The sequence below is a fragment of the Sphingopyxis sp. Root1497 genome (assembly GCF_001427085.1).
Taxonomy (GTDB): Bacteria; Pseudomonadota; Alphaproteobacteria; order Sphingomonadales; family Sphingomonadaceae; genus Sphingopyxis.
The window spans coordinates 929,987-952,836 of sequence record NZ_LMGF01000003.1 but is presented as its reverse complement, the minus strand read 5'-3'; the positions used below and the strand labels follow the sequence as shown (position 1 = coordinate 952,836).

Annotated in this window: 24 protein-coding genes; 9 read left to right on the top strand and 15 right to left on the bottom strand. The window is 67.7% G+C overall.

The features are described from left to right. Positions 1-67 precede the first annotated feature (67 nt). The 4 genes from ASD67_RS07910 to ASD67_RS07895 form a co-directional block, all read right to left on the bottom strand. Positions 68-841 (bottom strand): TIGR02186 family protein, encoded by a 774-nt coding sequence (locus tag ASD67_RS07910; RefSeq protein ID WP_082544906.1) that lies wholly within the window; start codon positions 839-841, stop codon positions 68-70. Further along, complete coding sequence (locus ASD67_RS07905) at positions 838-1,746, bottom strand: sulfite exporter TauE/SafE family protein (protein ID WP_056345705.1); 909 nt, start codon at positions 1,744-1,746, stop codon at positions 838-840. Before ASD67_RS07905 ends, ASD67_RS07910 begins: the two co-directional genes overlap by 4 nt. 102 nt (positions 1,747-1,848) lie before the next feature. Then, positions 1,849-2,991 (bottom strand): hypothetical protein, encoded by a 1,143-nt coding sequence (locus ASD67_RS07900; protein WP_056345702.1) that lies wholly within the window; start codon positions 2,989-2,991, stop codon positions 1,849-1,851. After that, complete coding sequence (locus ASD67_RS07895) at positions 2,988-4,403, bottom strand: glycosyl transferase family protein (protein WP_056345699.1); 1,416 nt, start codon at positions 4,401-4,403, stop codon at positions 2,988-2,990. Before ASD67_RS07895 ends, ASD67_RS07900 begins: the two co-directional genes overlap by 4 nt. 140 nt (positions 4,404-4,543) lie before the next feature. Here ASD67_RS07895 and nhaA point away from each other — a divergent pair, with 140 nt between their 5' ends. The 4 genes from nhaA to ASD67_RS07875 all read left to right on the top strand — a co-directional run bounded on the left by nhaA (position 4,544) and on the right by ASD67_RS07875 (position 9,544). After that, positions 4,544-5,821 carry a Na+/H+ antiporter NhaA gene (nhaA, locus tag ASD67_RS07890; RefSeq protein WP_056345694.1) on the top strand — a complete coding sequence of 426 codons (1,278 nt, stop codon included), beginning with the start codon at positions 4,544-4,546 and terminating at the stop codon, positions 5,819-5,821. 29 nt (positions 5,822-5,850) lie between these two features. Next, a complete protein-coding gene (locus ASD67_RS07885; RefSeq protein WP_200937993.1) occupies positions 5,851-7,509 on the top strand; it encodes a hypothetical protein in 1,659 nt (552 codons plus the stop codon). 146 nt (positions 7,510-7,655) lie between these two features. Beyond that, entirely contained in the window at positions 7,656-8,420 is a 765-nt protein-coding gene (locus ASD67_RS07880; protein WP_056345691.1) for a tryptophan 2,3-dioxygenase family protein, read from the top strand. Next, entirely contained in the window at positions 8,417-9,544 is a 1,128-nt protein-coding gene (locus ASD67_RS07875; RefSeq protein ID WP_056345688.1) for an aminotransferase class V-fold PLP-dependent enzyme, read from the top strand. The genes ASD67_RS07880 and ASD67_RS07875 overlap by 4 nt, the downstream gene beginning before the upstream one ends. Here ASD67_RS07875 and ASD67_RS07870 read toward each other — a convergent pair. From ASD67_RS07870 to ASD67_RS07855, 4 genes are all read right to left on the bottom strand, one after another. After that, positions 9,541-10,548: a zinc-dependent alcohol dehydrogenase family protein gene (locus ASD67_RS07870; RefSeq protein ID WP_056347165.1), complete on the bottom strand. Its 1,008-nt coding sequence runs from the start codon at positions 10,546-10,548 to the stop codon at positions 9,541-9,543. The two genes, ASD67_RS07875 and ASD67_RS07870, sit on opposite strands and share 4 nt — an antisense overlap. A 34-nt stretch (positions 10,549-10,582) precedes the next feature. Further along, the gene (locus ASD67_RS07865; protein WP_056345685.1) at positions 10,583-10,894 is read right to left on the bottom strand and encodes a hypothetical protein; all 312 of its coding nucleotides are present in this window, start codon (positions 10,892-10,894) and stop codon (positions 10,583-10,585) included. Beyond that, positions 10,891-12,630, bottom strand: a complete 1,740-nt coding sequence (locus ASD67_RS07860; protein ID WP_056345682.1) for an N-acyl-D-amino-acid deacylase family protein — start codon at positions 12,628-12,630, stop codon at positions 10,891-10,893. Before ASD67_RS07860 ends, ASD67_RS07865 begins: the two co-directional genes overlap by 4 nt. A gap of 82 nt (positions 12,631-12,712) precedes the next feature. Then, the gene (locus ASD67_RS07855) at positions 12,713-13,519 is read right to left on the bottom strand and encodes a sterol desaturase family protein (RefSeq protein ID WP_082544904.1); all 807 of its coding nucleotides are present in this window, start codon (positions 13,517-13,519) and stop codon (positions 12,713-12,715) included. Between the two features lie 86 nt (positions 13,520-13,605). Here ASD67_RS07855 and ASD67_RS22985 point away from each other — a divergent pair, with 86 nt between their 5' ends. The 5 genes from ASD67_RS22985 (at position 13,606) to ASD67_RS07835 (ending at position 16,235) form a co-directional block, all read left to right on the top strand. Further along, positions 13,606-13,761: a hypothetical protein gene (locus ASD67_RS22985; protein WP_156377610.1), complete on the top strand. Its 156-nt coding sequence runs from the start codon at positions 13,606-13,608 to the stop codon at positions 13,759-13,761. Positions 13,762-13,768: 7 nt separating this feature from the next. Beyond that, positions 13,769-14,605, top strand: a complete 837-nt coding sequence (locus ASD67_RS07850) for an archaeosortase/exosortase family protein (protein WP_056345678.1) — start codon at positions 13,769-13,771, stop codon at positions 14,603-14,605. Beyond that, positions 14,592-15,095 carry a hypothetical protein gene (locus ASD67_RS07845; RefSeq protein ID WP_056345674.1) on the top strand — a complete coding sequence of 168 codons (504 nt, stop codon included), beginning with the start codon at positions 14,592-14,594 and terminating at the stop codon, positions 15,093-15,095. The genes ASD67_RS07850 and ASD67_RS07845 overlap by 14 nt, the downstream gene beginning before the upstream one ends. Positions 15,096-15,162: 67 nt before the next feature. After that, entirely contained in the window at positions 15,163-15,921 is a 759-nt protein-coding gene (locus ASD67_RS07840) for a class I SAM-dependent methyltransferase (RefSeq protein ID WP_056345671.1), read from the top strand. A gap of 8 nt (positions 15,922-15,929) precedes the next feature. Next, positions 15,930-16,235: an alkylphosphonate utilization protein gene (locus ASD67_RS07835; RefSeq protein WP_056345667.1), complete on the top strand. Its 306-nt coding sequence runs from the start codon at positions 15,930-15,932 to the stop codon at positions 16,233-16,235. A 4-nt stretch (positions 16,236-16,239) separates the two neighbouring features. Here ASD67_RS07835 and ASD67_RS07830 read toward each other — a convergent pair whose 3' ends face one another. The 7 genes from ASD67_RS07830 to ASD67_RS07800 form a co-directional block, all read right to left on the bottom strand. Then, positions 16,240-16,761: a cupin domain-containing protein gene (locus ASD67_RS07830; protein WP_056345664.1), complete on the bottom strand. Its 522-nt coding sequence runs from the start codon at positions 16,759-16,761 to the stop codon at positions 16,240-16,242. A 72-nt stretch (positions 16,762-16,833) separates the two neighbouring features. Continuing rightward, positions 16,834-18,129, bottom strand: a complete 1,296-nt coding sequence (locus ASD67_RS07825; RefSeq protein ID WP_056345662.1) for an acyl-CoA dehydrogenase family protein — start codon at positions 18,127-18,129, stop codon at positions 16,834-16,836. A 74-nt stretch (positions 18,130-18,203) separates the two neighbouring features. Then, positions 18,204-18,800, bottom strand: coding sequence for an HAD family hydrolase (locus ASD67_RS07820; protein ID WP_056345658.1), 597 nt, complete (start codon positions 18,798-18,800; stop codon positions 18,204-18,206). Between the two features lie 21 nt (positions 18,801-18,821). Further along, on the bottom strand, positions 18,822-19,646 hold the full coding sequence (locus tag ASD67_RS07815) for a TIGR04222 domain-containing membrane protein (RefSeq protein ID WP_056345655.1): 825 nt from the start codon (positions 19,644-19,646) through the stop codon (positions 18,822-18,824). 13 nt (positions 19,647-19,659) lie between these two features. Further along, positions 19,660-20,214 (bottom strand): glycine-rich domain-containing protein, encoded by a 555-nt coding sequence (locus ASD67_RS07810; protein ID WP_056345652.1) that lies wholly within the window; start codon positions 20,212-20,214, stop codon positions 19,660-19,662. Beyond that, positions 20,211-21,542 (bottom strand): phosphotransferase family protein, encoded by a 1,332-nt coding sequence (locus tag ASD67_RS07805; protein WP_056345650.1) that lies wholly within the window; start codon positions 21,540-21,542, stop codon positions 20,211-20,213. The genes ASD67_RS07810 and ASD67_RS07805 overlap by 4 nt, the downstream gene beginning before the upstream one ends. Positions 21,543-21,621: 79 nt before the next feature. Then, entirely contained in the window at positions 21,622-22,515 is an 894-nt protein-coding gene (locus ASD67_RS07800) for an energy transducer TonB (RefSeq protein ID WP_082544903.1), read from the bottom strand. Positions 22,516-22,850: the final 335 nt, after the last annotated feature.

The window sequence follows — 22,850 nt, the reverse complement described above, 5'->3', positions numbered from 1 at the left end:
GTGACCCCGGACACCGGTATCGCATCTGATGGTAAAGAAAGCGCTTATGATCGGCGAAATCGAGGGGTTAGCGCCGCTTGAAGGCTGCCGACGCCGCATAGCCGAGAAGCAGCGACAGCGCGACCGCGGCCAGCCCATAGAGAAAGCCATGGCGCTGCGCCGCGAGCGCAACGAAGCGTTCGAAACCCGCCTTGCGGATCTCGACGTTGCGCGACGCGACCGCGAGCACACGCCCCTTGCTGATCAGGAAGGTCTCGGCGCGATAGGTTCCGACCGGCACCCGCGCCGGCACCGGAATGCGCGCGCGGTACAACACGCCTTCGCTGATTTCGACCGCCGCCGGATTCTCGTAAAAAAGCCCGAGACGGCGATAAAGGTCGATCAGCCCGTTTTCGAAACGCTCGAGCTTGGCAGCCTCCGAAAAGCCCGTCGGCGACATCGACAGATTGGTAAGGCCGAGCTCGAAGATTGCCGCAGTGCGCTCGTCGACCAGCTGATCGATCGGCCGCGACGAGCCGATCGCGTAGAAGCCGGGCGAGGTACGCAGGCGGATGCTGTTCGCATTGACCCAGATGCCCGCGACGCGTTTCTTTTCGCGCAGGACGATCGGGCGCACCGGCCCCTTCAGCACGACGACGATGTCGGCGCGGTCGTCGGGCAGGCGCTGGCCGGGATAGAGGATCGCGCCGAAGAGCAGCAATTCCTCGCCGGTGAAGCTGTACTGGATGTCGATAGCGCGGCTCGACACATCGGGGACAAGACGCGGATCGTCGGCGCGCGCCGGGCCGGTCGCGAAGAAGGTCGAAGCCAGCAACAGCAGCAAGGCGCAGACGCGGGTCACTGGACCGTGTAGATTTCTTCGGGGCGGATGAAGAGGTCGACCGCCATGCGCAGCGCGACGAGCAGCACGATCACCGCGAGCGCCATGCGCAGATATTCGGGCTTCACCTTTTGCGCGAAGCGCGCGCCGACCTGCGCCCCGGTAACGCTGCCGATCAGCAGCAGTCCGGCGAGCACAATGTCGACCGCGCCGGTGGTCATCGCATGGACCATCGTCGTCGCGATCGTCACGAACAATATCTGGAACAGCGAGGTGCCGACAACGACCTGCGTCCCCATGCCGAGCAGAAAAATCATCGCCGGGACCATGATGAAGCCGCCGCCGACCCCGAGCAGCATCGTCAGCACCCCGACGGCCATGCCGAGCAGCAAGGGCGCGAGCGGCGAAATATAGAGGCCCGAGCGATAGAAGCGCCAGCGCAGCGGCAGGTTGGCGACCATCGGATGGTGCCGTCGCTTGCGCGCCGGGGCCGGCACCCCCGCCTTCATCGCCCGCAGCGCGCTCCACGCCTCGCGCGCCATGAACGACCCGACCGAACCGAGCAGCGCCACGTAAAGAATGTTGATCGTCGTATCGATCTGCCCCCACGCGGTCAGCAGTTCGAACAGCGCCGCACCGATCAGCGACCCGATCAGCCCGCCCGCGACGAGCACCGCACCCATGCGCAGGTCGACCCCGTCGCGCTCGAGATGCGCGAGCGCACCCGACACGCTGGCGCCGGTCACCTGCGTCGCCGCCGATGCCGCCGCGACCGTGGGCGGAATGCCATAGAAGATCAGCAGCGGCGTGGTCAGGAAACCGCCGCCGACGCCGAACATGCCCGACAGGAAACCCACCCCGCCGCCGAGCAGGATGATGACCAGCGCATTGACCGACAAATTGGCGACAGGAAGGTAGAGATCCATGGGCCCCGAATGCGAAAATGCGCCCCGGACGGAGCGGCTGCGCCGACCCTAGACCAGTTTCATGCCATGGGGAATCGCCGCGGCGCGGAAAATCGGGAAAAATCAGAAGTCGGCGGCGAGCGTCAGCGCAAGGCCGCTGTCGGGCTTTGCATCGCCCGCGACGCGCTGCCGCCAGTCGAGCGCGAGGCGGCTGCCCTCGCCGACTTCGGGCAGGCGCAGCGTCAGCCGCGGGCCGACATCGACCCGCCCCGCGCCCGGCTGTACCGACCCCGCCGCGAGCGCGCCGAGATGCAGGCTGGCCTGCGGGTTCCGGGCGATTTCGCGGTCGACGACGACCGCCGCATCGGCAAAACCGTCGCGCCGCCGCGCCCCCACGATGCCTGCCTGTCCATAGGCTTCGAGCCGGAAACGCCGCGGCAAGGCGACATCGCCGACCCCGCCGCTGACCATCGCCGCGAGGGCGGTGCGCCCGCCGCTTCCCGCCGCGACACGCTGCTCGATCGCGACATCGAGCGGCAGGTGCCGGGCCGGAGCGAAAGCAAGGCCGAAGGCGAGTTGGCGCTGGCGCGTTTCGGCGAGCGCGAGCGTCGCGCGGCCATAGGCGCGCACGCGCCCGCTGTCGCCGAAACCAAAAGCGAGCCGCGCGCCGGCCTGGCTGCCGCCGAGCTGGCTCGCCGCGGCGATGCCGCCGGGCGGCGCGTCGCCCGACCCGCTGCGCATATAGGCCCAGCTGCCGAGCGACCAGCCGGCAAGCTGACGCTGCATCCAGAAGGGCTGGCCGCGGCCGGGCGGCGCGGCACGCGCCGGCAGCGGCGCGGTCATCCACGCCGATGCACCGGCCGGAAAGGCGGCAGACGACGCGCCGCCGACCTGCGGCGGCAGCAATCGCGCCATCAGCGCGAGCCGCAAATTGTGGCGATCACCGCCGCCCCATTCGCCGCTGGCCGCGTCGGCATCCGCGACCGGGGTTTGCGGCAGCGGGCGCGACATCCGCTCTTTCTCCCGTCCGCCCGCAGCGATCATCGAAGCCGGCACGGCGCGGGGCGTCGCTTCGGCGGTCGCCCATGGTGCAGGCATGGCCTCGCCCGCCCATGGCGGAGGCGGCATCCCGGGTGGCGACGACGGGATCGCTGGGTTCCAGTGCGCCATCACCCGCACCAGCGTCCAGCCGCCGAGCAGGAGCAACAGGAAACGCAGCGACCGCGCGTCGCGGCGCGTGTGGCCGGCGACGATGACGCCCGTCATCCGTTGCGCCCCGGTGGCAGCGCCGGAACCGGCAGCGCGTCGCGCTCGCCATGCGGTGTCTTGTCCCATACCACCCGCCCCGACCGGAGCATGCGCCAATAGACCGCGACCGCGCGCCGCGCCGCGAGCATCGCGACGATGTTGGCGACAAAGGCGCGCGGGATCGACCGCAGCCCCTGCCGCCAGCCATAGGCGCGCGCCGCGAAATGGCCGCGCATGCCCAGCCGCCAGAGCAGCAATGTCGCCGACAGGCCCATCAGATATTGCAACATCGCCCCCGGCGGACGCGCTTGCCAGCCGAACAACGCATGGCCGATCCAGCCCGCCGCGCCGACGACCAGCGCGGCATAGGCGGCGAGCAGGACAAGCGCCGCGAGCGGGGCACGGCGATCGCGCCACAGCATCCAGCGGGCACGCCAGCCGCCGTCCTGCGGCCCCGCCCAGCCGAGATGGTCCCATCCCGCGAGCGCGATCCCCGCGATCCAGCGCGATTTCTGGCGCACCGCGGTCTCGATCGTTTCGGGGAAAGCGCCGCGCGACACGATCCAGTCGCCCGCGTCGTCGATGGCCGCGACGAACGCGGTGCCAAGGCCATGGGTGCCGACGAGGATCCCGATCTCATAATCCTCGGTCAGGCTGTCGGCGCGAAAGGGCTGACCGCCGCGTTCGATCGACAACAGGGTCAGCGCGTGGCGCGTCAGCGCGCAGCCAACCCCGGCCGAGGGCAGCGGCGCACCGATCCGCGTGCGCAGCGCCAGATCCTTGCCATGCGCCTCGGCGAATTCGTCGGCATAATGGCCCGCGACCCATTGCTGCCCGAGCCCGAGCAGGGGCAGCACCGGAATCTGCACCATCGCATGGCGCGTCAGTTCGGCGCGGTAGAGCGCGAGCTCGCCGCGGTGGACGATATCCTCGGCGTCGTGGAGCACGATGCCCGCGAACCATATGCCCTCGACCCGCTCGTCACCGCCCATCGCCGCCCACAGCCGGTTGAGGTTGTCGCCCTTGGTCGTCGGCCCTTCGGCATCGCCGATCACCAGCCGGAGGCGCGGGTCGCCCGCGACCAGCGGCGACACCGCGAACAGCGTCGCCGCATCGTTGGGATAACAGCCGAGATAGATGCGGAAATCCTCGCCCTGCCACGCGGCGAGCGTCCGCCGGATCATCGCGGGCAGCACCTTCGCCTCGTCCCAGGCCGGAACGAAGATCGCGAGCGGCCCCGCGAGTGGCGCCCGCGGCCGATGATCGCGCAGATAGCGCGGCGCAGCATCGCGGTCGCGGGTGACGAACCACAATATGTCGAAGAACAGATCGTCGAAACCGATGACCAAAATGCCGACCGACGCGAACAGCATCAGTTCGTGGCTGGCCAGCGCGACCAGCATTTCCATCCCTGCGGTCGACAGCCCCATATGCCCCGCCCCCTTGTGACGTCATAGCGCCACAAGCGTCTGGAACTAGTCAAAAACACGCGGCGGGTAAAGGGTGACGCGACCGCCGTCGCACGCTAGGAGAGGCCCCTCCAATCCACCGAAGAAGCCGCTCTCACCCTATGACCCGCCGCTCGACACGTCCCTCCGCCCTGCGCGATTTCCTCGAAAGCGAGAGCGCGGGCGGGATGTTGCTGATCTTCGCGGCGGCGCTGGCGATGCTGATCGCCAATTCGGCCTTCGGCGAGACATATTCCCACGCGATCCATGCGGTGACCGGCCCCGTGCTGTCCGACAAGCTCGGCCCGATGACGGTCCATCTGTGGATCAACGACGGGCTGATGGCGATCTTCTTCCTGCTCGTCGGGCTCGAGATCAAGCGCGAGTTCGTCGACGGCCGGCTCGCCAGCTGGGACCGGCGGCGGTTGCCCTTCATCGCCGCGGCGGCGGGCATGGCGGTGCCGGCGCTGCTCTACATGGCCTTTGCCGGCGGCACGCCGGGCCTCGCGCAAGGCTGGGCGATCCCGGCGGCGACCGACATCGCCTTCGCGATCGGCGTGCTCGCGCTGCTCGGCAAGCGCGCGCCGACCTCGCTCAAGCTGTTCCTCGTCACCGTCGCGATCGTCGACGACATGGGCGCGGTCGCGATCATCGCGCTTTTCTATACCGCCAAGATCAACCTCCTCGCACTCGCGGCGGCGGGAGCGGTCTTCGCCCTGATGTTCGCCTGCAACCGGATGGGGGTCAAAAGCCTGCTCGTCTATCTGCTGCTGTTCGTGCTGCTCTGGTACGCGATGCTGCTCTCGGGCGTGCATGCGACAATCGCCGGCGTCCTCGCCGCGATGGCGATCCCGTTCGAGCGGACGCCCGGCGCCCCCGACAGCGCGACCTCGCCGCTCCATCGCCTCGAACATGGGCTGCACCCGTGGGTCGCCTTCGCGATCGTGCCCTTGTTCGGATTCGCCAATGCCGGGGTCGATATCTCGGGCCTCACCGCCGAACAGATTTTCGCTCCGCTCCCACTCGGGATCGCCGCGGGGCTGTTTTTGGGCAAACAGGTCGGCATCTTCGGCAGCGTCTGGCTGGCCGTGAAATTCAGCATCGCCGGCAAGCTGCGCGGCGCGACCTGGCTGCAAATCTATGGCGTGTCCTTGCTGTGCGGTATCGGCTTCACGATGAGCCTGTTCATCGGCGGCCTCGCCTTCCCCGGCGATGCGCTGCTCATCGAGGAAGCCAAGATCGGTATATTGATGGGTTCGCTGGTTGCCGCGCTCGCCGGTTATGCGGTACTGCGCTTCGCGCCGCTGCACCCGCAGCATGGCGCGGTCGAAGCCAGCTGCGATGACGAAATCGTTGGCGACGGCGACGTCCGCGATACCTCGGAGCCGATTTCCGCATGATGCACTGCCTGCGCTTACCTCTGGCCGTCATGCTGACCGCCTCGACGCTGTCGGGCTGCTATGCGCTCGACCCCGAGATGAAGCGCACGGTCGAGGCACGCAAGACGCAGGACAGCCCCGTCGGCCCGGAGCGCAACCCCGCGCTGCCCGACACTGCTGCGAAAGCCCCGGTGCCGGAAGCAGCGGTGCCGGAAGCAGCGGTGCCCGAAGTCGACGTGCGCCGGGTCGAGGTCGTGCGCGGCATGACCGCGCTGCCGCCGCCTTCCGGGGCGCCGGCCGCCCGGCCCGACGCCAATGGCGAAGAACGGGCGACGATCATTCCGGGCCTCACCGCCCTGCCGCCGCCGTCGGGATCGGCACCCGGGCTGCCCGCATCACCCGACCTGCCCCCGCCGCCCGCGCCCGCCGCCGATTGGCCGGTGCGCTCGGCCGCCACGGTCGACCCCGCCGCCGCGACGCTCGCGGGTCAGACGGTCGACGCCATCGCCACCGCTTATGTCTCGCTCAGCCTCGAAATCGGCACGCACGAAAAAGGCTATATCGACGCCTATTACGGCCCGCAAAGCCTGCTCGACGCCTCGACCGCAGCGCCCCGCGACCAGAAGGCGCTGCTCGTCTCGACCCGCCAGCTGATCGCCAAGCTCGAAGAGATCGCACCCGACCTGTCCGACCCGATCGAGCGCCAGCGCCGCGCCTTCCTCGCGGCGCAGCTCCGCGCCGCCGAGACGCGGCTGATGATGATGGGCGGCGCACGTTTCTCCTTTGCCGAAGAGGCCGAGCGCCTGTTCGGGGTGCGCCCGGTTCTGAAGCCGCTCAAAAGCTATGACGCGGCGCTCACCACGGTCGACGCGCTGGTTCCCGGCGAAGGCGCGCTGGCGACGCGGGTCGAGGCCTATCTCGACCGCTTCACCATCCCCAAGGACAGGTTGCAGGGGGTGTTTGAGGCCGCCATCGCGCGCTGCCGCGGGCGCACCGTCGCGCATGTCGCGCTGGCGCCGGGCGACAGTTTCGAATTGCAGTTCGTCACCGGCAAAAGCTGGAGCGGCTATAATTATTACCAGGGCGGCTATCACAGCATCATCCAGGTCAACACCGACCTGCCGATCCGCTTGTCGCGCGCGCTCGACCTCGGTTGCCACGAGGGCTATCCCGGCCACCATCTGCTCAACATGAAGCTCGAGGAGCAAATGGTGAAAGGGCGCGGCTGGATCGAGTATAGCGTCTATCCGCTGTACAGCCCGCAGAGCCTGATCGCCGAGGGCACCGCGAACTACGGCATCGATCTCGCCTTCCCCGGCCAGACGCGCCCCGACACCGAGCGTGACGTGCTGATGCCGCTCGCGGGCATCGAGCCGCCGTCGGACGACCGCTATTGGCAATTGCTCGACGCGATGAAGGCGCTGACCGGGGCGCGGCTGACGATCGCCCAGCAATATCTCGACGGCGTCATCGACCGCGCCACGGCGGTCCAGCTCACCGAAAAATATCTGCTCGTCTCGCCGGCGCGCGCCGAACAGTCGGTCAGCTTCACCGACCAATATCGCAGCTATGTGATCAACTATGGGCTCGGCGAGGAAATCGTCCGCGCCTATATCGAGCGCGGCGCCCCCGACCGCGACGAAATCTGGCGCCGCTTCGCGCTGATCATCGGCGAGCCGACCCTGCCCTCGGACCTGCTGGCGCGATGAAGCGCGCGGCGCCCTTGCTGTGGCTCGGCCAGTCGGGTTCGCCGAGGCGTCCCCCGGCGGGGGTCGCGCCGCGCGGCTGAACACCTTCGGCGCGCCACGACGCGCGCCGTCCGTTCCTCCGTGCCATTTTCGCAAGGGATAAGCCCATGCTCGACAAGACCGAAACCCACCGCCGCATCGAAACCCCCGACATGAAGGATTATGGGGTCTATCTCGCGGTCGACCGCCTGCTGCTCTGCCAGAAACCGCTCGCCGAACTTTGCACCCCCGACGAATTGCAGTTCCAGATCGTCCACCAGGTCGAGGAATTGTGGATGAAGCTGATGGCCTTTACCCTCACCGAGATCGACGGCCATATGGCCGCGGGCGAGACGATGCGCGTGCTCAGCCTGTTCGACCGGGTCAATCGCATCATGCGGATGATGACCGACCAGTTGGGGCTGCTCGAGACGATGAGTCCTTTCGACTATCAGTCGATCCGCCTCCAGCTCGGCAACGGGTCAGGGCAGGAAAGCCCGGGTTTCCAGCTGCTCCTCACGTTGCCACAGCCGTTATGGGCGCGCTACAAGGCCGCCTATCTCGACCCTGCGGGCCGCAGCGTCGCCGACGTCTACGACACCGGCTACAAGCATGACGAAGCCTATATGGTCGCCGAGGCGCTGGTCGAGTTCGACGAATTGTTCCAGCTGTTCCGTGCCCATCACATCACCCTGATCCACCGTTCGATCGGCATGGGGTCGAAGTCGCTGAAAGGCCGTCCGGTCGAACTGCTCAACGCCGGCGCGCGGCACCGTTTCTTCCCCGAGCTCTGGGACATCCGCGCCGAGATGACCGACCGCTGGGGCGCCGAATATGGGGTCAAGCGCGACAGCATCAGCGGCGGCACGGCGGGGCACGGGAGCGGGCTGTGACCCCCGCGCTGCTCCAGCCCGCGGTCGCGGCGCGCTTCCACCTGCCGCCCGGCAGCGTCTATCTGAAGAGCCATAGCGTCGGCTGCCAGCCGCGCGCCGCCGCCGATGCGCTGCAGGCGCGGCTGCTCGATCCGTGGCGCGAGACGGGCGAGGCCTGGCCGCACTGGCTCGACGCGATCGACGACTGGCGCGCGGCGCTCGGGCAGCTGGTCGGCGTCGAGGCGCGCGACCTGTGCCCAGCAACCAATGTCAGCGCCGCGCTGTCGCGTTACCTGTCGGCGCTTGGACAGGCCACCCGCCGCCGCACGATCCTGCTCGCACCGAGCGCCTTCCCGACGATCGGCTATGTCGCGAGCGGGCTGGCGGCGGCGGGCTGGACGACGCGCTATTTGCCCGTCGATACCGACGTGCGCGATCCGGCGAGCTGGACCGCAGCGCTCGACGACAGCGTCGCGCTCGTCGTCGCGATGCATGTCAGTTCGAACAGCGGCGCGCTGACCGATATCGCGGCGGTGGCGCGCGCCGCCAAGGCCGCCGGCGCGCGCTGCGTCGCCGACTGCGCGCAGTCGGTCGGCATCCTCCCCGTGAACCCCGCTGCATGGGGCGCCGATGCCGTGATCGGCACCAGCGTCAAATGGCTGTGCGGCGGCCCCGGCGCGGCGTGGCTGTGGGTTGCCCCGCACGACCGGACGGCGCTCGACCCGATGGAGCGCGGCTGGTGGAGCCACGAAAATCCCTTCGAGATGGACATCGCCGACTTTCGCTACGCCCCCGACGCCCGGCGCTGGTGGGGCGGCACCCCCGATGTCGCGCCCTTCATCCTGTCGACGGCGGGGATCGGCGAGATCGCGGCGATCGGCGTCGATGCGATCGGCGCGCACAATCGCACGCTGCAAGCAATGCTGCGCGACGCGCTGGAACCGAAGACCCCCGGGTGGAGCTGGGCCGAAGGCGCTGTCGGCGGGACGCTCTGCATCGATACCGGCACCGACCAGCCGCGCGTTGCCGAGGCGCTCGACCGGCACGATCTTCGCGCCGATTTCCGCGGCACGATCCTGCGTCTGTCGTTCCATGCCTATAATGGCGTCGCCGATGTGGAGCGGGCGCTCGCCGCGCTCGGCTAGATATCGACGACAATCTTGCCGAAATGCGCGTTGGCGATCTGGTGACGGAAGGCGTCGCCGAGCCGTTCCAGCGGGAAATGATCGCTGATCACCGGCCGGATGCCATTCGTCTCGACGCCGTCGATCAGCGCGAGTTGCTGCGCACGGCTGCCGACGGTCAGCCCTTGCACCCGCAAATTCTTGCCCATCAGCAGCGCGGTCTGCACCGGTCCGGCGATGCCGGCCAGCACGCCGATCAGCGCGACATGGCCGCCGACGCGCGCCGCGACCATCGACTGGTCGAGCGTACCCGCGCCGCCGATTTCGACCACCGTGTCGACTCCGCGCCCGCCGGTCAGTTCGAGCGCCTTCGCGCCCCATTTCGGCTCTTCCTTGTAGTTGATCAGTTCGTCGGCGCCGAGCGTCTTCAGCTTGTCGAGCTTCGCATCGGACGAGCTGGTCGCGATCACCTTCGCGCCCGCCGCCTTGGCGAATTGCAGCGCGAACACCGACACCCCGCCGCTGCCCTGGATCAGCACGGTCGAGCCCGGCCGGGTCGCCCCGTCGACGAACAGCGCGCGCCATGCGGTGAGGCCCGCGCAGGTCAGCGTAGCCGCCTCGGCCGCCGACCAGCCCTGCGGCACGCGGGTGAACCAGTGCTGCGGGGTCACCACCACCTCGCGCGCATAACCGTCGATGCCGTCGCCCGGCACTTTGGCAAAGGCACTGGCGGGCGGTGCGCCGTCATTCCATTCGGGGAAAAAGAGCGATACGACCGGGTCGCCGACCCGATAGTCTGTCACGCCCTCACCCACCGCCTCGACCGTCCCTGCGCCATCGGACATCGGGATGCGCCCGGCGGCGGTCGGGATCATCCCGGCGACGACGGCAAAGTCGTGGAAGTTGAGCGACGACGCCGCCAGCCGGACGCGGATCTCGCCCGGACCCGGATCGCCCGGATCGGCGAGGGTGGCGACCGCCAGACTGTCGAGCGACGAGGGCGCGCCGAGGCGCATGGCCTTCACCATGAAGTATCTCCTGAAAAGCGGCTCCGCCGCGCTATTTCTGAAAGCAGCCGTAGCTCGCCGTACCGCTGCCCAGCGCGTCGGCGATCCGCACCGAGCAATCCCATTCCTCGGGCGCTGCGCCCTCGGCCTGGATCGTCGCCTTGCCTTCGAAGCTGCCATCGGCCTGCGCGCTGAGGTCGGCCTTGAGCACCTTTTCGCCGACGGCCGCCTTGCGCTTGGTCAGATAGGCCTCGGCATCCTTGGCGGTCGGCGCCTTGTTGGCGGGCGCGGCATCGCCGCCGCACGCGGAGAGCAGCAGCGCGGCGGCGAGCGCCGCGCCTGCCCCGATCGACGCGCGCCTCATTCGGCGGCCATCGCCAGTTCGACGCGCTGCGGTCCGCGGATCACGCCGCCGGGGGTCGGCCCCTGCATCGCGCCGTCGCGGAAGGTAACTTCGCCCGACTTGATCGTCGCGACATAGCCGTCGGCCTTTTGCAGCAGGCGCTTGCCGCCCGCGGGCAGGTCGAAAGCAAGCCAGGGCTTGCCCAGCTTGATCGCGTCCATGTCAATGACGTTGAGGTCGGCGAGATAGCCCGGCGCGAGCACCCCGCGATCCTCCAGCCCGTACAGCACCGCCGTGTCGCGGCACTGGCGCTTGATCGCATGTTCCAGCCCGATGCGGTTGCCGTTGCGGTCGCGCACCCAATGCTGGAGCATGAAGGTCGGCGACGCCGCGTCGCAGATCGTCCCGCAATGCGCGCCGCCGTCGGACAGGCTGTTCACCGTATCGTCGGCGGCCTGCAGGTCCTCGAGGAAATTGAGATTGCCGTCGCGGTAGTTGAGGATCGGGAAATAGATGAAGCCCTTGCCGTCGTCCTTCATCAGCAGGTCATAGGCATATTCGGACGGCGTCACCCCCGCCGCAGCAGCGCGATGCGCGATGCTTTCGTCCATCCGCGGCTCATAGTTGAAGTCGGGGTCCATCTCGAAATGGACCGGCCAGCCCTCGGCGACGACCTTCAGAAAGTCGAGGATATCGCTTTCGGGCCAGATATTGGCTTCCTGCGTCATGCGGGTGCGGAACGCCGGGTCCTTCAGATGCGCGAGCTGCTGCTCCCACGGCAGGTCGATGATTTCGTTCCACGCCGGCTTGAAGCGGAACGGATGCACCGTGCCCTGCCACGCCATGATCACGCCATTGCCGCGCAGCGCGATCTGCGCGACGATGTTCGCGCCGGTCGCGTTCTGCTTGCGCATCTCCTCGATCTGCTCTTCCAGCGGCAATTCCTTGGCGATCGACTGGAGCGCGGCGAAGGTCACCGGCAACCCGGTTTCGCGGCTGAGGTCGCCCATCCACTGAAACTCGTTCCACTCGCGCTTCATGTCGCTCGCCATCTCGAACACGCCATACCCGACGCGCCCCATCGCGCGGCCGATCGCGACCAGTTCCTCTGCGGTCGCGGTGGTGCCGGGAACGAGTTCGCCGTCGATCGACTTGTGGAGCACGGTGCGGCTGGTCGAAAAGCCGAGCGCACCCGCGCGTACGCCTTCCTCGACGATGCGCGACATTTCGGCGATGTCCGCCTCGGTCGGGATCGCGCCGGGCTTTTCGCGGTCGCCGAGCACATAGGCGCGCACCGCGCCGTGCGGAACGTGGCACGCGACGTCGACGGTGCGCGGCAGCTTTTCGAGCGCGTCCATATATTCGGGGAAGGTCTCCCAATCCCACGACATGCCTTCGGCGAGCGCGGTGCCCGGAATATCCTCGACGCCTTCCATCAGCGAGATCAGCCATTCGTGGCGGTCGGGCTTGGCGGGGGCGAAGCCGACGCCGCAATTGCCCATCACGACCGTGGTGACGCCGTGCCAGCTCGACGGCGCCATTTCGGCGTCCCAGGTCGCCTGCCCGTCATAATGGGTGTGAACATCGACGAAGCCCGGGGTGACGACCTTGCCGGCGGCGTCGATTTCCTCGCGCCCCTTGCCCAGATTCTCGCCCACCGCGACGATCCGGTCGCCGTCGATCGCGATGTCCGCGACAAAGGCGTCGCCGCCCGTTCCATCGACGACGGTGCCGCCGCGAATCACCAGATCATGCATGTCCACTCTCCCGATTTTTTCGTTTCAGGGAGAAACCTATCACGGATATTCGATATGCCAAGGCCTCGCGACCGGAGGACAATCAGCCGGGCGGCACATCGCGAAGGAAGGGTGAAAGCAGCTGCCGGTCCCAGCGGTCGGCATCGCGATCATGCGTGGGTCCCAGTCCCAGCGTCTCGACGCGTTCGACATGGGGATCGCGCCAGGTGCCGAAGAGGCGGTCCCAGACGGTAAAGAGCGAGCCATAATTGCTGTCGGTCTGCGCCTGCCGGCTGCTGTGATGGATCAGGTGGACAGCGGGGGTCGCGAACAGCCAGGTGGCGGCGCGCCAGACACGCCCCTCGGCACGAATATTGGCGTGCTCGGCGATACCCGCGACGATAAGCACGAGTTCAGCGATCGCGACCGCCGTCGGCGGCAGCGCGAACAGCCAGATCGCCGGCAGCGCGCACAGGAACGACACGAACTGCTCGACCGGATGATGGCGGAACCCCGTCGTCGCATCGACCCCGGTGTCGCTGTGATGGACGCGATGCAGCCGCCACAGCCAGCCGATGCGGTGCGAGGCGCGGTGGGCCCAATAGGCCGACAGGCTGCGCAGCAACACCGTCACAAGCACCGCGAGCGCGAGCGGCGCGGACGGTAGCGGCAGGGGCGCCGTCCCTTCTCGTCCGGCCCATGCGGCAAAGGCGATCAGGCTGACCGGCACGAGCGCGGCGAGCAACAGGCCGAGGATACCGAGCAGCAAATTGGTCGCCGGGCGCCGCAACCCCGCCCCCGCATCGTCGCGCGTGCCGAACAGCGCCTCGGCGCAGGCAGCCGCAACGAAAGCGCCGGCCATCACAAAGGGCGCCCACGCCATCACCTCCCGTGCGAATATCTGCTCCATCGTGCCAAGCGGTAAAGCCGCTTGCCGCCGTGGCAAGCGCTCGCTACGATTCCGGCACGACGTTATTTTTCCGAGGGGCTTCGATCATGCGCGCATTGGCCGTCACCATTCTTCTTGCCATCCCGACCGCCGCCTTTGCCGGCGTTGCCCCGACCCCCGGCCCCGAAGCCGGCGTCGGTGCCGCAGCGATGGCGGCCGTCGCCGCGGGCTATCTGTTCCTGAAGCGCCGTCGCAGCCGCTAAACCGGCGATGACCGCAGCGGCGGCGGTTTCGCCGCGACGGATCGAGCGCAGTGTCGTTTTCGCCGCCGCGTTGCTAATCGTCATCGCATCGGCGCTGACCACACGCATCGGCGCGGCGGTCGCGCATCGCGGCCTCGTCCCGTCGCTTTTCGAATTGTTCGGCGTCAGCGCGATCGTCTGGTTCGCCGCCTTCGCGATATGCGCGATCGCGCGCGACAATGATGGCCGATCGGCCTGGCGGCGCGGCGACGCGCCGGTCCTCGCCGCGATGGTCGGCGCGGCGCTGCTGCCGCTCCCCGCGCTCGGCGCGGCGGCGGTCTTTGGCGCAGGCGCATGGCTGGCGCTGCGCTCCGAACCGGCATCGGGCGCGCGGCGGATCGGACTGGTTGCACTGGCTCTCAGCGCCCATCTGCTCTGGGGTCCGCTAATCCTGAAGCTGCTCGGCAGCGAGTTGCTCGCCTTCGATGCGCAAATCGCCGCGCTGTTCGCGGGCGGCAATGCCGACGGCAACATCTTCGGTCAGGCGGGATCTCAGGCTTTCACGGTCGGCCAGAACTGCTCGTCGCTGACCAATCTCTCGCTCGCCGGGGTCCTCGCGGTGACGCTGGCGCAATTGTTCGAACTGCGCTTCGATCGCCGTCTCGTCATCGCCACGCTAATCGCGATGCTCGGCACGATCGTCGTCAACGGCATCCGCCTCGCGACGATCGCACGCCATCCCGACCTCTACGACTATCTGCACGGCGGCGCGGGGATGATGTTGTTCGGCTGGGCCTCGCTGCTCGTCACCGCCGCGATCGTCGGCACCGCCGTCGCGCGTCACCCCGATTTTGCGGCGCGCTGATCGCATCCTGATCGGCGCGGCGCTGCTCGCCGTGGCGCTTGTCGCGGCGAAATTGCTGTGGCTGCCGCGCAACGTCTACCCCGATCGCGAACGGCTGGCGGCGGCGATCGAGACGCGGCTCGCCACGGCGGGCCTGACGAGCAGCCGGCCGTGGGAAGCGGCACCCTTTCGTATCCGTGCCGCCGGCGGCGCCTGTACGATGATCGTCCAGCAACTCGACGTCGAGGCGGCGGAAAAGAGCATTTTCGCCGAACGCGCACGCACCATCGGTCCGGTGCGCTATCTATATGGCGATGGCGTGCGGACCGATTTCCCACGCACCGGCACGGTGCTGCGCGACCAATATCAGCGGCAGGCGGCGCGGCTCGGCCTGTCGGTCGCGATCGACCCGATCATCGGCGTCGCCGCGTCGCCCGGCTGTCCAGATCCGGCGGCGCTGCTCGCGGGCCTCAAGCTCCGGCCGCGCGCCGGACCGCCCGCGCTGCCCTGACCGATTTCGCGCGCCAGCACCCCGGCGAGCCGTTAGAGTCGCGCGATACCAGCAAGGAGTCGATGCCATGAACCGCAAGCTCGCCGCCCCCTTCGCCCTCGCGCTGCTGCTCGCGGGATGCGTCGCCGACGGCGCCGCGCCGCCACCCACCGCCGATTATGCCGCGACGCTTGCCGACCCCGCCCGCCCCGCGACCGATCGCGAGCGCGACGCGGCGCGCAAACCCGCCGAACTGCTTGCCTTCGCCCAGATCGCGCCGGGCGAGGCGGTCGGCGACTATGTGATGGGCGGCGGGTATGTCACGCGACTGCTCGCCGCCGCGGTCGGCCCCGAGGGCAAGGTCTATGCCTTCCAGCCCGCCGAATTCATCGCCTTCAAGAAACAATATGGCGACGATCAGGCGGCGGTCGATGCCGCCTATGCCAATGTCGACGCGGTCGGCGGGGCGTTCGCCGCGCCCGCCTTTCCTGTGCCGCTCGACACGATCATCACGGTGCAGAATTTCCACGACCTCTACCTCAAACCCTTCCCCGAAGGGACCGGCGCCCGGGCGAGCGCGGCGCTGTTCGCGGCGCTCAAGCCGGGCGGGACGCTCGTCGTCGTCGATCACAGCGCCGCCGACGGCAGCGGCACGACCTTGTCCGACAGCCTGCACCGGATCGACCAGGCCGCGGTGGTCGAAGCATTGACCCGGGCGGGTTTCAGGCTTGATGCGACGAGCGACATCTATAAACGCCCCGACGACCCGCGCACCACGAACGTCTTCGACCCCGCCATTCGCGGCAAGACCGACCAGTTCGCGCTACGCTTCCGCAAACCGAAATAGGGACCAACATGGCCGACGATGATTATGTCTATGACGAAGCGAGCGGCGAATGGATGTCCGCAAGCGATATCGCGGCGCGCGATGCTGCCGCATCGGCAGGTCCCGAGGTGCGCGACGCGGTCGGCAATCTGCTCGCCGACGGTGACAGCGTGGCGCTGATCAAGGATTTGACGGTCAAAGGCGCGGGCCAGACGCTCAAGGTCGGCACGGTGATCAAGTCGATCCGCCTGACCGGCGACGCGCAGGAAATCGACTGCCGCCACGACGGCATCAAGGGGCTGGTGCTGCGCGCGGAGTTCGTGCGCAAGCGCTGACGCGTTAGTGCTGCGACGGCGGCTTTTCGGCGCTCCAGTTCGGGCGCGCCGCGTCCATGCCGGCGACGACCTTGTCCCAATAGGCCTCGGTCCGCCCCTGGAACTTCATGTCGAACGCATCGACGGTGCGGAACTCGAGCACCTCGACCCCCTCGGGTCCGGGCTTGTAGGTATAGGGGACGTCGCGCCCGACGAAGAAGCCGTCGCCCGCGCCCAGTTCCTCGGTGCCGAGTTTGAGCGATCCGGCGATGATATAATAGAGGCAGTCGGCGTCGTGGCTGTGCAGCGGCAGCGCGAAGCCGCTTTTGAACCAGGCATAGGTCAGGCTCATGTGCGGCAGCGCGAACAGCACTTTGGTGACATTGCCCTCGTCCACCCCGGCCGCGACCCAGCGGCCGATGCCCGCCTCGACGATCGGGGTCAGCCCCACGAGCGTCATCTTTTCGGTCTCGTTGAGGTCGGGGGCATCGATGCCCCGATAGACGCGGAACGGCGCTGCGTCCGGCTTACGATCGGCCTCGGCCATGGCTCTCTCCTCTTCCCGTTTTGATTTGCGACGTATCATGCCGCAACGGGAGGAGGAGAGTCCATAGCCCGGTCAGATTTTGCCCAGCGTTTCCCGGCGCGGTCCGAGATAGCCGAACAGATAGGCGCCAACCTTGCGCATCTGGATTTCCTCGGCCCCCTCGGTGATCCGGTAACGACGGTGGTGGCGATAGATATGCTCGAACGGTTTGTGGCGCGAATAGCCGATGCCGCCATGCACCTGCATCGCGCGGTCGGCGGCTTCGCAGCACAGGCGGTTCGCCCAGTAATTGCACATGCTGACCTTGTCGGACAGGTTCCGCTCGATTTCCTTGTGCGGCATATTGTCCATGTCCCACGCGGTCTTGCGGATCAGCAGGCGCAGCATTTCGGCCTGCGTCGCCAGTTCGACGAGCGGGAACTGGATCGCCTGGTTCTTCGCCAGCGCCTCGCCGAACGGCTTGCGCTCGCGCGCATAACGCACGCTTTCCTCGATGCAGAAGACCGCCGCACCCAGCGACGATGCTGCCTGCCGGATACGGTTCTGGTGGACGAAGCTCTGCGCAATCGACAGCCCGCCGCCGACCGGGCCGAGCCGCGCGCTGTCGGGGACCCACACATCGGTGAAGGTCATGCGCGGGTGGTCGGTCGGCATGTTGAAGGTCCACATATATTCGTCGACCGTCATCCCCGGGGTGCCGGTGGGCACCAGCAGGCAGGAGATGCCTTTCGCGTCGCCGTCCTCACCGTCGGTGCGGCAGAAGGTCGCGCAGTGGGTTGCGACATGCATGCCGGTGATCCACATCTTGCGCCCGTTGATCAGCCAGCCCTCGACCCCGTCGCGGGTCTCGCGCACCGCGCGCGTTTCCATATGCGTCGCGTCCGACCCGTGATCGGGTTCGGTCAGGCCGAAGGCGGTGCGGCGCTTGCCCTCGAACCCGCCGAGGATGAACTCCTGCTTCTGCTCCTCGCTCGTCGCGAATTGCTCGAACATCTGGACGAAGGGGAAATTGCCAACGATGCTGTGCTCGTTCTGCAGGTCGTTGTGGAGACCGAGGCCCTTAGCGGCGAAATGCTCGCGGATCACCGCCATCCACAGGTTCGACCCGTCCTTGCCGCCGTACTTCTTCGGCGCCGAAAAGCGCCAGTGGCCCGCGGCATCGGCCTTGCGCGTGGCCGCCTTCAGCAATTGTTCCCAGTCGTGGCGCGGCAGGCCCTGATTGTCCCAGTCGGTGCGGCTATGTTCGCGGCGGTGGTCGAAGAAACGGATATTGTCGTCAGCGAGTTCGAGCGGCTTGATCTCCGCCTCGATGAAGGCGTCGAGTTCGTCCAGATAGGCCTGCAAATCGGCCGGTACGGCAAAATCCATGTCTCTCTCCTTTGGCTGTCGCCCCTGCCTTGCCAGCGTTCGGCGAGCCGCAAAAGCGCAAAATGCTTCGTAGACTAATCTTCTTGGACCTGCGCCCGCCAATGCCGCTTTTCGAGCTTCCGCAGGTTGGCTGCGTCTTTCAGCCGTTCGAGATAATGTGCGAGCAGCAGCAGTTCGTCGTCATCTTCCCGCCCGTCATATTCGCGCGGATAGATGGCGTTGCCGTAGTTCCGGACGCATTTTTCGGGGGTGTCGTCGACAATCAGCATCTGGTCGAGCGTCCAGCCGAAGCGTTTGAGCTTGGCGAGCGGCTTCAGATAGTGGCGGTGGTTCCACGGATCGAAGAAGGTGTAGTCATCATCGTCGCGTCGCACCCGGCTGAAGCTTGCCTTGCTTCGACCCCAAATGAATTCGAGCCGCCCCGGATCGGGAACGATCAGTTTGGCAACCGCCTCGACATATTCGTCCGACGCCGACGACCAGATCCCAACCGAATAATGCTCAAAACAGCTTGCCAGAAACGCGTCCAGATGCGGCCGCCGATACACATGATAGCCATAGACCCTATGGTCAGCGGCCCGGTGCAGCGATGTCTCGCTGGCATGAATGAGAGTTTCGTCCAGATCGAGGACGAGCAGATGGCGCCGCTTATTGAGAGGTAGGTTGTTCATTGTGATTTGGAGACCGGTATCTCAATCTCCACCTCCGCCGCAACCGCTGCCGCATCCACTGTCGCCGCCGCAGCTGCTGCCGCAGCTGCCGCTCGAATTGGAGCCCTCGGGCGAGTTGTGCGGGTTGCGCAGCTGATAGAAGGCGGCGAGTTCCGATCCGGCGAGGACACCGGTGCCGAACAGCGCGACGGCGAGGTCGCTTTCGCGCCGCGTCGGTGCGCGCCGCAGCCGTTGATGCGCGCGGCGCGCGTCCTTGACCGCCGCGCGGCCGGCGCGCGTCTGGTCGCTGACGAAGCGCCAGCGGATCGCCAGCGGGATTAGCGTCAGCAGCATCAGCAGCGACAGCACGAAAAGCGGGCCGCCCCGCGCGATGTCGGCGAGCAGTCGGATCGCGCCGAACAGCAACAGCACCGCATAGGGCGCGATCGCCAGCAGCCGCAGGCGACGGTGCTCGTCGGGATCGAGCAGCAGGCCTGCTGATTCGAGCCGGCGACGCAGGGCGACCGTTTCGGGCTGCAACGCCGCAACGATATGGTCCCAGCCGAACGGCGAGCGCAGCGCGAGGATCGCGCGCTCAGCGCCCGAGGACGCCGCCCCGTCCGCCGTGCGGAAAATCTTGCCCTCGACCGCGATCGCACCCGACGCGACGGCGCGCGTCGCGACGGTGTCGGCAAAGCGCGCCCCGCGGCCGGCAAGATAGGCGAGGCTGTCGGGGTCGTGCAGTCGCTGCACCCGGCCCGCAGGACGAAGCAGCCGCGGCAGCAGCCAGGCGACCGGTCCGACGATCATCAACAACAGGAAATATATGCCGATAAAGGCCAGCGGGTCCCAATCGAGCGGATTCATCTCCGGCGCATCCTCATCCCCATGCCCACAGCGCGACCCCGGCCAGCGCTATCACAGCCGCGGCGGTGGCGCCAAGGCGAAGGGTGCGGCGCGGCACGATCCACACATCGGCGAGCGCGACGCGGCGCGCGTGCGGGTCGACATGAAAGCGCCGCCACGCCGAGGGCCAGATTTTTTCGGGCGGAAGGGCGCCGAACAGCCGCTCATAGCTCGCCAGCGTTTCGGCGTAATAATGGGCATAACGCCGGCCTTCCTCGGCGCCGCCGCTGGTCGGGCCATGGTGGAGCGGCGCCGCCAACACCTGCCCGCACAAGCGATCCCAATAGTCGCGGCTATAGGTAAGGTGCAGGTGCCACGCCTGGTCGACCGCGTCGGACGGCACGACCATATGGCCCGCGGTCATGGCGAGGAACAGGAAGCGGCGATATTCGTCCATCACCGTTTCGGAAAAAGCGGCGGACCAGCCATTTTCGCGGGCCAGCCGCGCCTCGAAGGTCAGGACGGCGTCGGCGGGACCGACGCGATACTCGCGAAGGACAATCCAGAGCGGATGCTCTGTGGCGATCATCCGCCCCAGAGGCTGCGCGCCGCGCCGAGCGCGGCATATTTGGGGCTGTCGACCGCGCATTTGTCGATCGCCGCGCGTCGCAACTTCGCAAGCAGGCCGGGTTGGGCGAGCGTCGTCGTCCCCGCCATCAAGGCGGCGGACAAGGCCGCATCCTCGGCGCGCGTCCCGGCGTCTAGGTCGCGCATCACGATGCCCAGCGCGTTCATCGCGACCACCGCTTCGAACTTGGCATGGCCCTCGGCGCGCGGCTTGATCGCACCCTCGATCCAGTCGCGCACCGCCTGCACGATTTCGCGGTTGGTCGGCTCGCCCGCCGGTGCGGCGGCGGCGGGCGGCGATGCCGGCAGCGCGCGCGCGCGTTCGGCCTCGGGCGCTTCCTCTTCGAGCAGGAGCACGAGGTCGAGTTCCTGTTCGGCGGTGCGCCGCCCGACGACGACGCGCTCGACCGTGGTGTCGGCACCGCTGCGCCAGGCCTGCCCCATCTGCAAACAGCCGAGTGCCCACCACAAGGTGCGATAGACCAGCCAGAAGCGGAAGCGGGTGCGGTCGACGGGGGTGCCGCCGGCGGCTTCATAGGCCGCGAAATATTCGTCGAGGCTGCCGACCCCGAAGGCGGGGTTGTCGAGCCGGCCGAAACGCCACACGGTCATGCAGCCGAAAGCGAGGTCCTCGTGCGCGTCGCCGCGATGCGCGAGTTCCCAGTCGAGTACGACCGCAAGGCCATCGGCATCGACCATGATATTGCCCATGCGATAGTCGGCATGGACGAGCACCGGCGGCGCCGGTTCGGACAGATGATCCTCGCACCATTTGATCGCGAGCGCGATCGCCGGCCGGTCGCCGCCATAGGTCAGGAAGCGCGCCTTCAATTCGGCGAGCGCCGCGGCGGTGTCCATATGCGGGATCGCGTCGGGAATGGTTTCGGCGGGGATCGCATGGATGCGCGCGAGTTCGCGCCCCAGGTCTGCGACGAGCGATGGCGGCGGGCTCGCGAGAATCTTCGCCGGGTTCACCTCGGCGATCACGCGCTTCATCACATAGCCGGTGCCCATGCCGTCGCCGTCCGCCAGCACGCCGACGACTTCGGGCGCCTTCACCCCGGCGGCATGCGCGGCCATCACCAGCGCCGCTTCGGTTACATGGCCATAGGGGCGGTCCGCCATATATTCGGCCGACGGCGCGCGGCGCAGCACATAGGGTTCGCCCGCGAAATCGAACGCCCAGCTTTCCATGTTCGCGCCCCCCGACAGGCGGCCGAGGCCCGAGAGCGTTCCGGGGCCGACGGCGCGGGTCATGAAAGCGGCGAGCAGGGTGTCGAGATCGGTCATTACTTTCCGATGCTAAGCTTTTCGGATCACCGCAAGCCGTTTTCGGCTTTCAACGAACGAAGTGCGCCTACACGGGCGGTCAGAACTGGAACTGGACCGCGTTGACATAATAGGACGCCAGCGGCTGCCCGTCCTTGTCGAGCGCTGGCTCAAAGCGCGCACGGCGCATCACGCCCTTGCACACCGCATCGTCGAATGGCTTGCCGTTGGTCGAGCGCTGGATATGGCAAGCGGTGGGAACCCCATCGGCACCGACCGACAGCCGGAAACGCACAAGACCCGGTTGGCCCTTCGCGAGCATGGCGGGTGGATAGTCGTTGCTGTTCAACCATTTTCCCGGCGATCCGACCGGCATCGCCGACCGCGACCGTTCGCGGTGCCGCGCCGCGTCGATTCCCCAATGCTCGAGCAACTCGTCGGTGCAGCTGTTCATCGCGGTAAAGGCGGCTTTCATCGGCCCCGTCTTCAACCGCACCGGCTGGCGCAGCGGCCGTCCGATCAGCAGGCTGGCCGCCGCGGCCTTGTCGGCCTCGCTGATGGGTCCCGCCGAATCGGGATAATAACCATGCTTGGCGGCAAAACGGCCGTCGTCGGTCGAATAGGGGCGGATCCGGATGTTGCCGCTGAAAATCCAGGCCGGCATATCGTCGCCAACCGTCCCCGGGAAAAACTGGAGCTTCTGCTCGCCCAGCTCGCCGAATGTGATCGACGCTTCGTCCTTGCCGCCTGGCCCGTCGAGAATCGCCCCCGCCAGCGTCAACCGAAAGCCGTCGCCCGGCTCGCCCTGTTCCATCGACAGGATGACCCGCTGCTTGCCCTCGCCGAAAAAACGCGCCAGCCGACAATAATCATCGGCATAAGGCACATTCCACGGGGTCGTCGGCGCGAGTTCGACCGGCGCCTTCTCGGCCGCCATCGACGGCGCCGCCACGATCAGCGAGGCAAGGCCCGCCATTCCCATCCTGCTTCCCATGGCGCGATGCTACACCGCTGTTTTGGCGCGCGCAATCCGGCGGCGGACCTTAACGCCGCAAGCGGCCCTTCGTCCGCCGGTCGTGCCATTTCGCCGCGAAGTGCAGCCCCCACGCCAGCGGCACCGCGGCGAGGAACCAGCCCCATTGGATGCTCTCGATCATCGTGTCGCCGCCTAGATGCCCGAACATCGCGAGCAGGATCACCGGCGCGATGACGACATAGACCCCGATCTGATACCAGTTATGGCCGCTCGCGATATTCTGCGGATCGATNGGCAGCGGCGCGCGCGCCGCGACCGCCGCCTCGATGGCGTCGCGCCGCTCGCGCCAGCCG

What these genes read in the sequence shown, in the direction of transcription:
- ASD67_RS07895 (WP_056345699.1), bottom strand. Translation starts at nt 4,403, where the DNA reads ATGGGGCTGTCGACCGCAGGGATGGAAATGCTGGTCGCGCTGGCCAGC.
- ASD67_RS07805 (WP_056345650.1), bottom strand. Translation starts at nt 21,542, where the DNA reads ATGACCGATCTCGACACCCTGCTCGCCGCTTTCATGACCCGCGCCGTC.
- ASD67_RS07810 (WP_056345652.1), bottom strand. Translation starts at nt 20,214, where the DNA reads ATGATCGCCACAGAGCATCCGCTCTGGATTGTCCTTCGCGAGTATCGC.
- ASD67_RS07850 (WP_056345678.1), top strand. Translation starts at nt 13,769, where the DNA reads ATGACCGCAGCGGCGGCGGTTTCGCCGCGACGGATCGAGCGCAGTGTC.
- ASD67_RS07840 (WP_056345671.1), top strand. Translation starts at nt 15,163, where the DNA reads ATGAACCGCAAGCTCGCCGCCCCCTTCGCCCTCGCGCTGCTGCTCGCG.
- ASD67_RS07885 (WP_200937993.1), top strand. Translation starts at nt 5,851, where the DNA reads ATGCTGACCGCCTCGACGCTGTCGGGCTGCTATGCGCTCGACCCCGAG.
- ASD67_RS07815 (WP_056345655.1), bottom strand. Translation starts at nt 19,646, where the DNA reads ATGAATCCGCTCGATTGGGACCCGCTGGCCTTTATCGGCATATATTTC.
- ASD67_RS07835 (WP_056345667.1), top strand. Translation starts at nt 15,930, where the DNA reads ATGGCCGACGATGATTATGTCTATGACGAAGCGAGCGGCGAATGGATG.
- ASD67_RS07800 (WP_082544903.1), bottom strand. Translation starts at nt 22,515, where the DNA reads ATGGGAAGCAGGATGGGAATGGCGGGCCTTGCCTCGCTGATCGTGGCG.
- ASD67_RS07820 (WP_056345658.1), bottom strand. Translation starts at nt 18,800, where the DNA reads ATGAACAACCTACCTCTCAATAAGCGGCGCCATCTGCTCGTCCTCGAT.
- nhaA (WP_056345694.1), top strand. Translation starts at nt 4,544, where the DNA reads ATGACCCGCCGCTCGACACGTCCCTCCGCCCTGCGCGATTTCCTCGAA.
- ASD67_RS07900 (WP_056345702.1), bottom strand. Translation starts at nt 2,991, where the DNA reads ATGACGGGCGTCATCGTCGCCGGCCACACGCGCCGCGACGCGCGGTCG.
- ASD67_RS07830 (WP_056345664.1), bottom strand. Translation starts at nt 16,761, where the DNA reads ATGGCCGAGGCCGATCGTAAGCCGGACGCAGCGCCGTTCCGCGTCTAT.
- ASD67_RS07905 (WP_056345705.1), bottom strand. Translation starts at nt 1,746, where the DNA reads ATGGATCTCTACCTTCCTGTCGCCAATTTGTCGGTCAATGCGCTGGTC.
- ASD67_RS07855 (WP_082544904.1), bottom strand. Translation starts at nt 13,519, where the DNA reads ATGGAGCAGATATTCGCACGGGAGGTGATGGCGTGGGCGCCCTTTGTG.
- ASD67_RS07865 (WP_056345685.1), bottom strand. Translation starts at nt 10,894, where the DNA reads ATGAGGCGCGCGTCGATCGGGGCAGGCGCGGCGCTCGCCGCCGCGCTG.
- ASD67_RS22985 (WP_156377610.1), top strand. Translation starts at nt 13,606, where the DNA reads ATGCGCGCATTGGCCGTCACCATTCTTCTTGCCATCCCGACCGCCGCC.
- ASD67_RS07860 (WP_056345682.1), bottom strand. Translation starts at nt 12,630, where the DNA reads ATGCATGATCTGGTGATTCGCGGCGGCACCGTCGTCGATGGAACGGGC.
- ASD67_RS07825 (WP_056345662.1), bottom strand. Translation starts at nt 18,129, where the DNA reads ATGGATTTTGCCGTACCGGCCGATTTGCAGGCCTATCTGGACGAACTC.
- ASD67_RS07880 (WP_056345691.1), top strand. Translation starts at nt 7,656, where the DNA reads ATGCTCGACAAGACCGAAACCCACCGCCGCATCGAAACCCCCGACATG.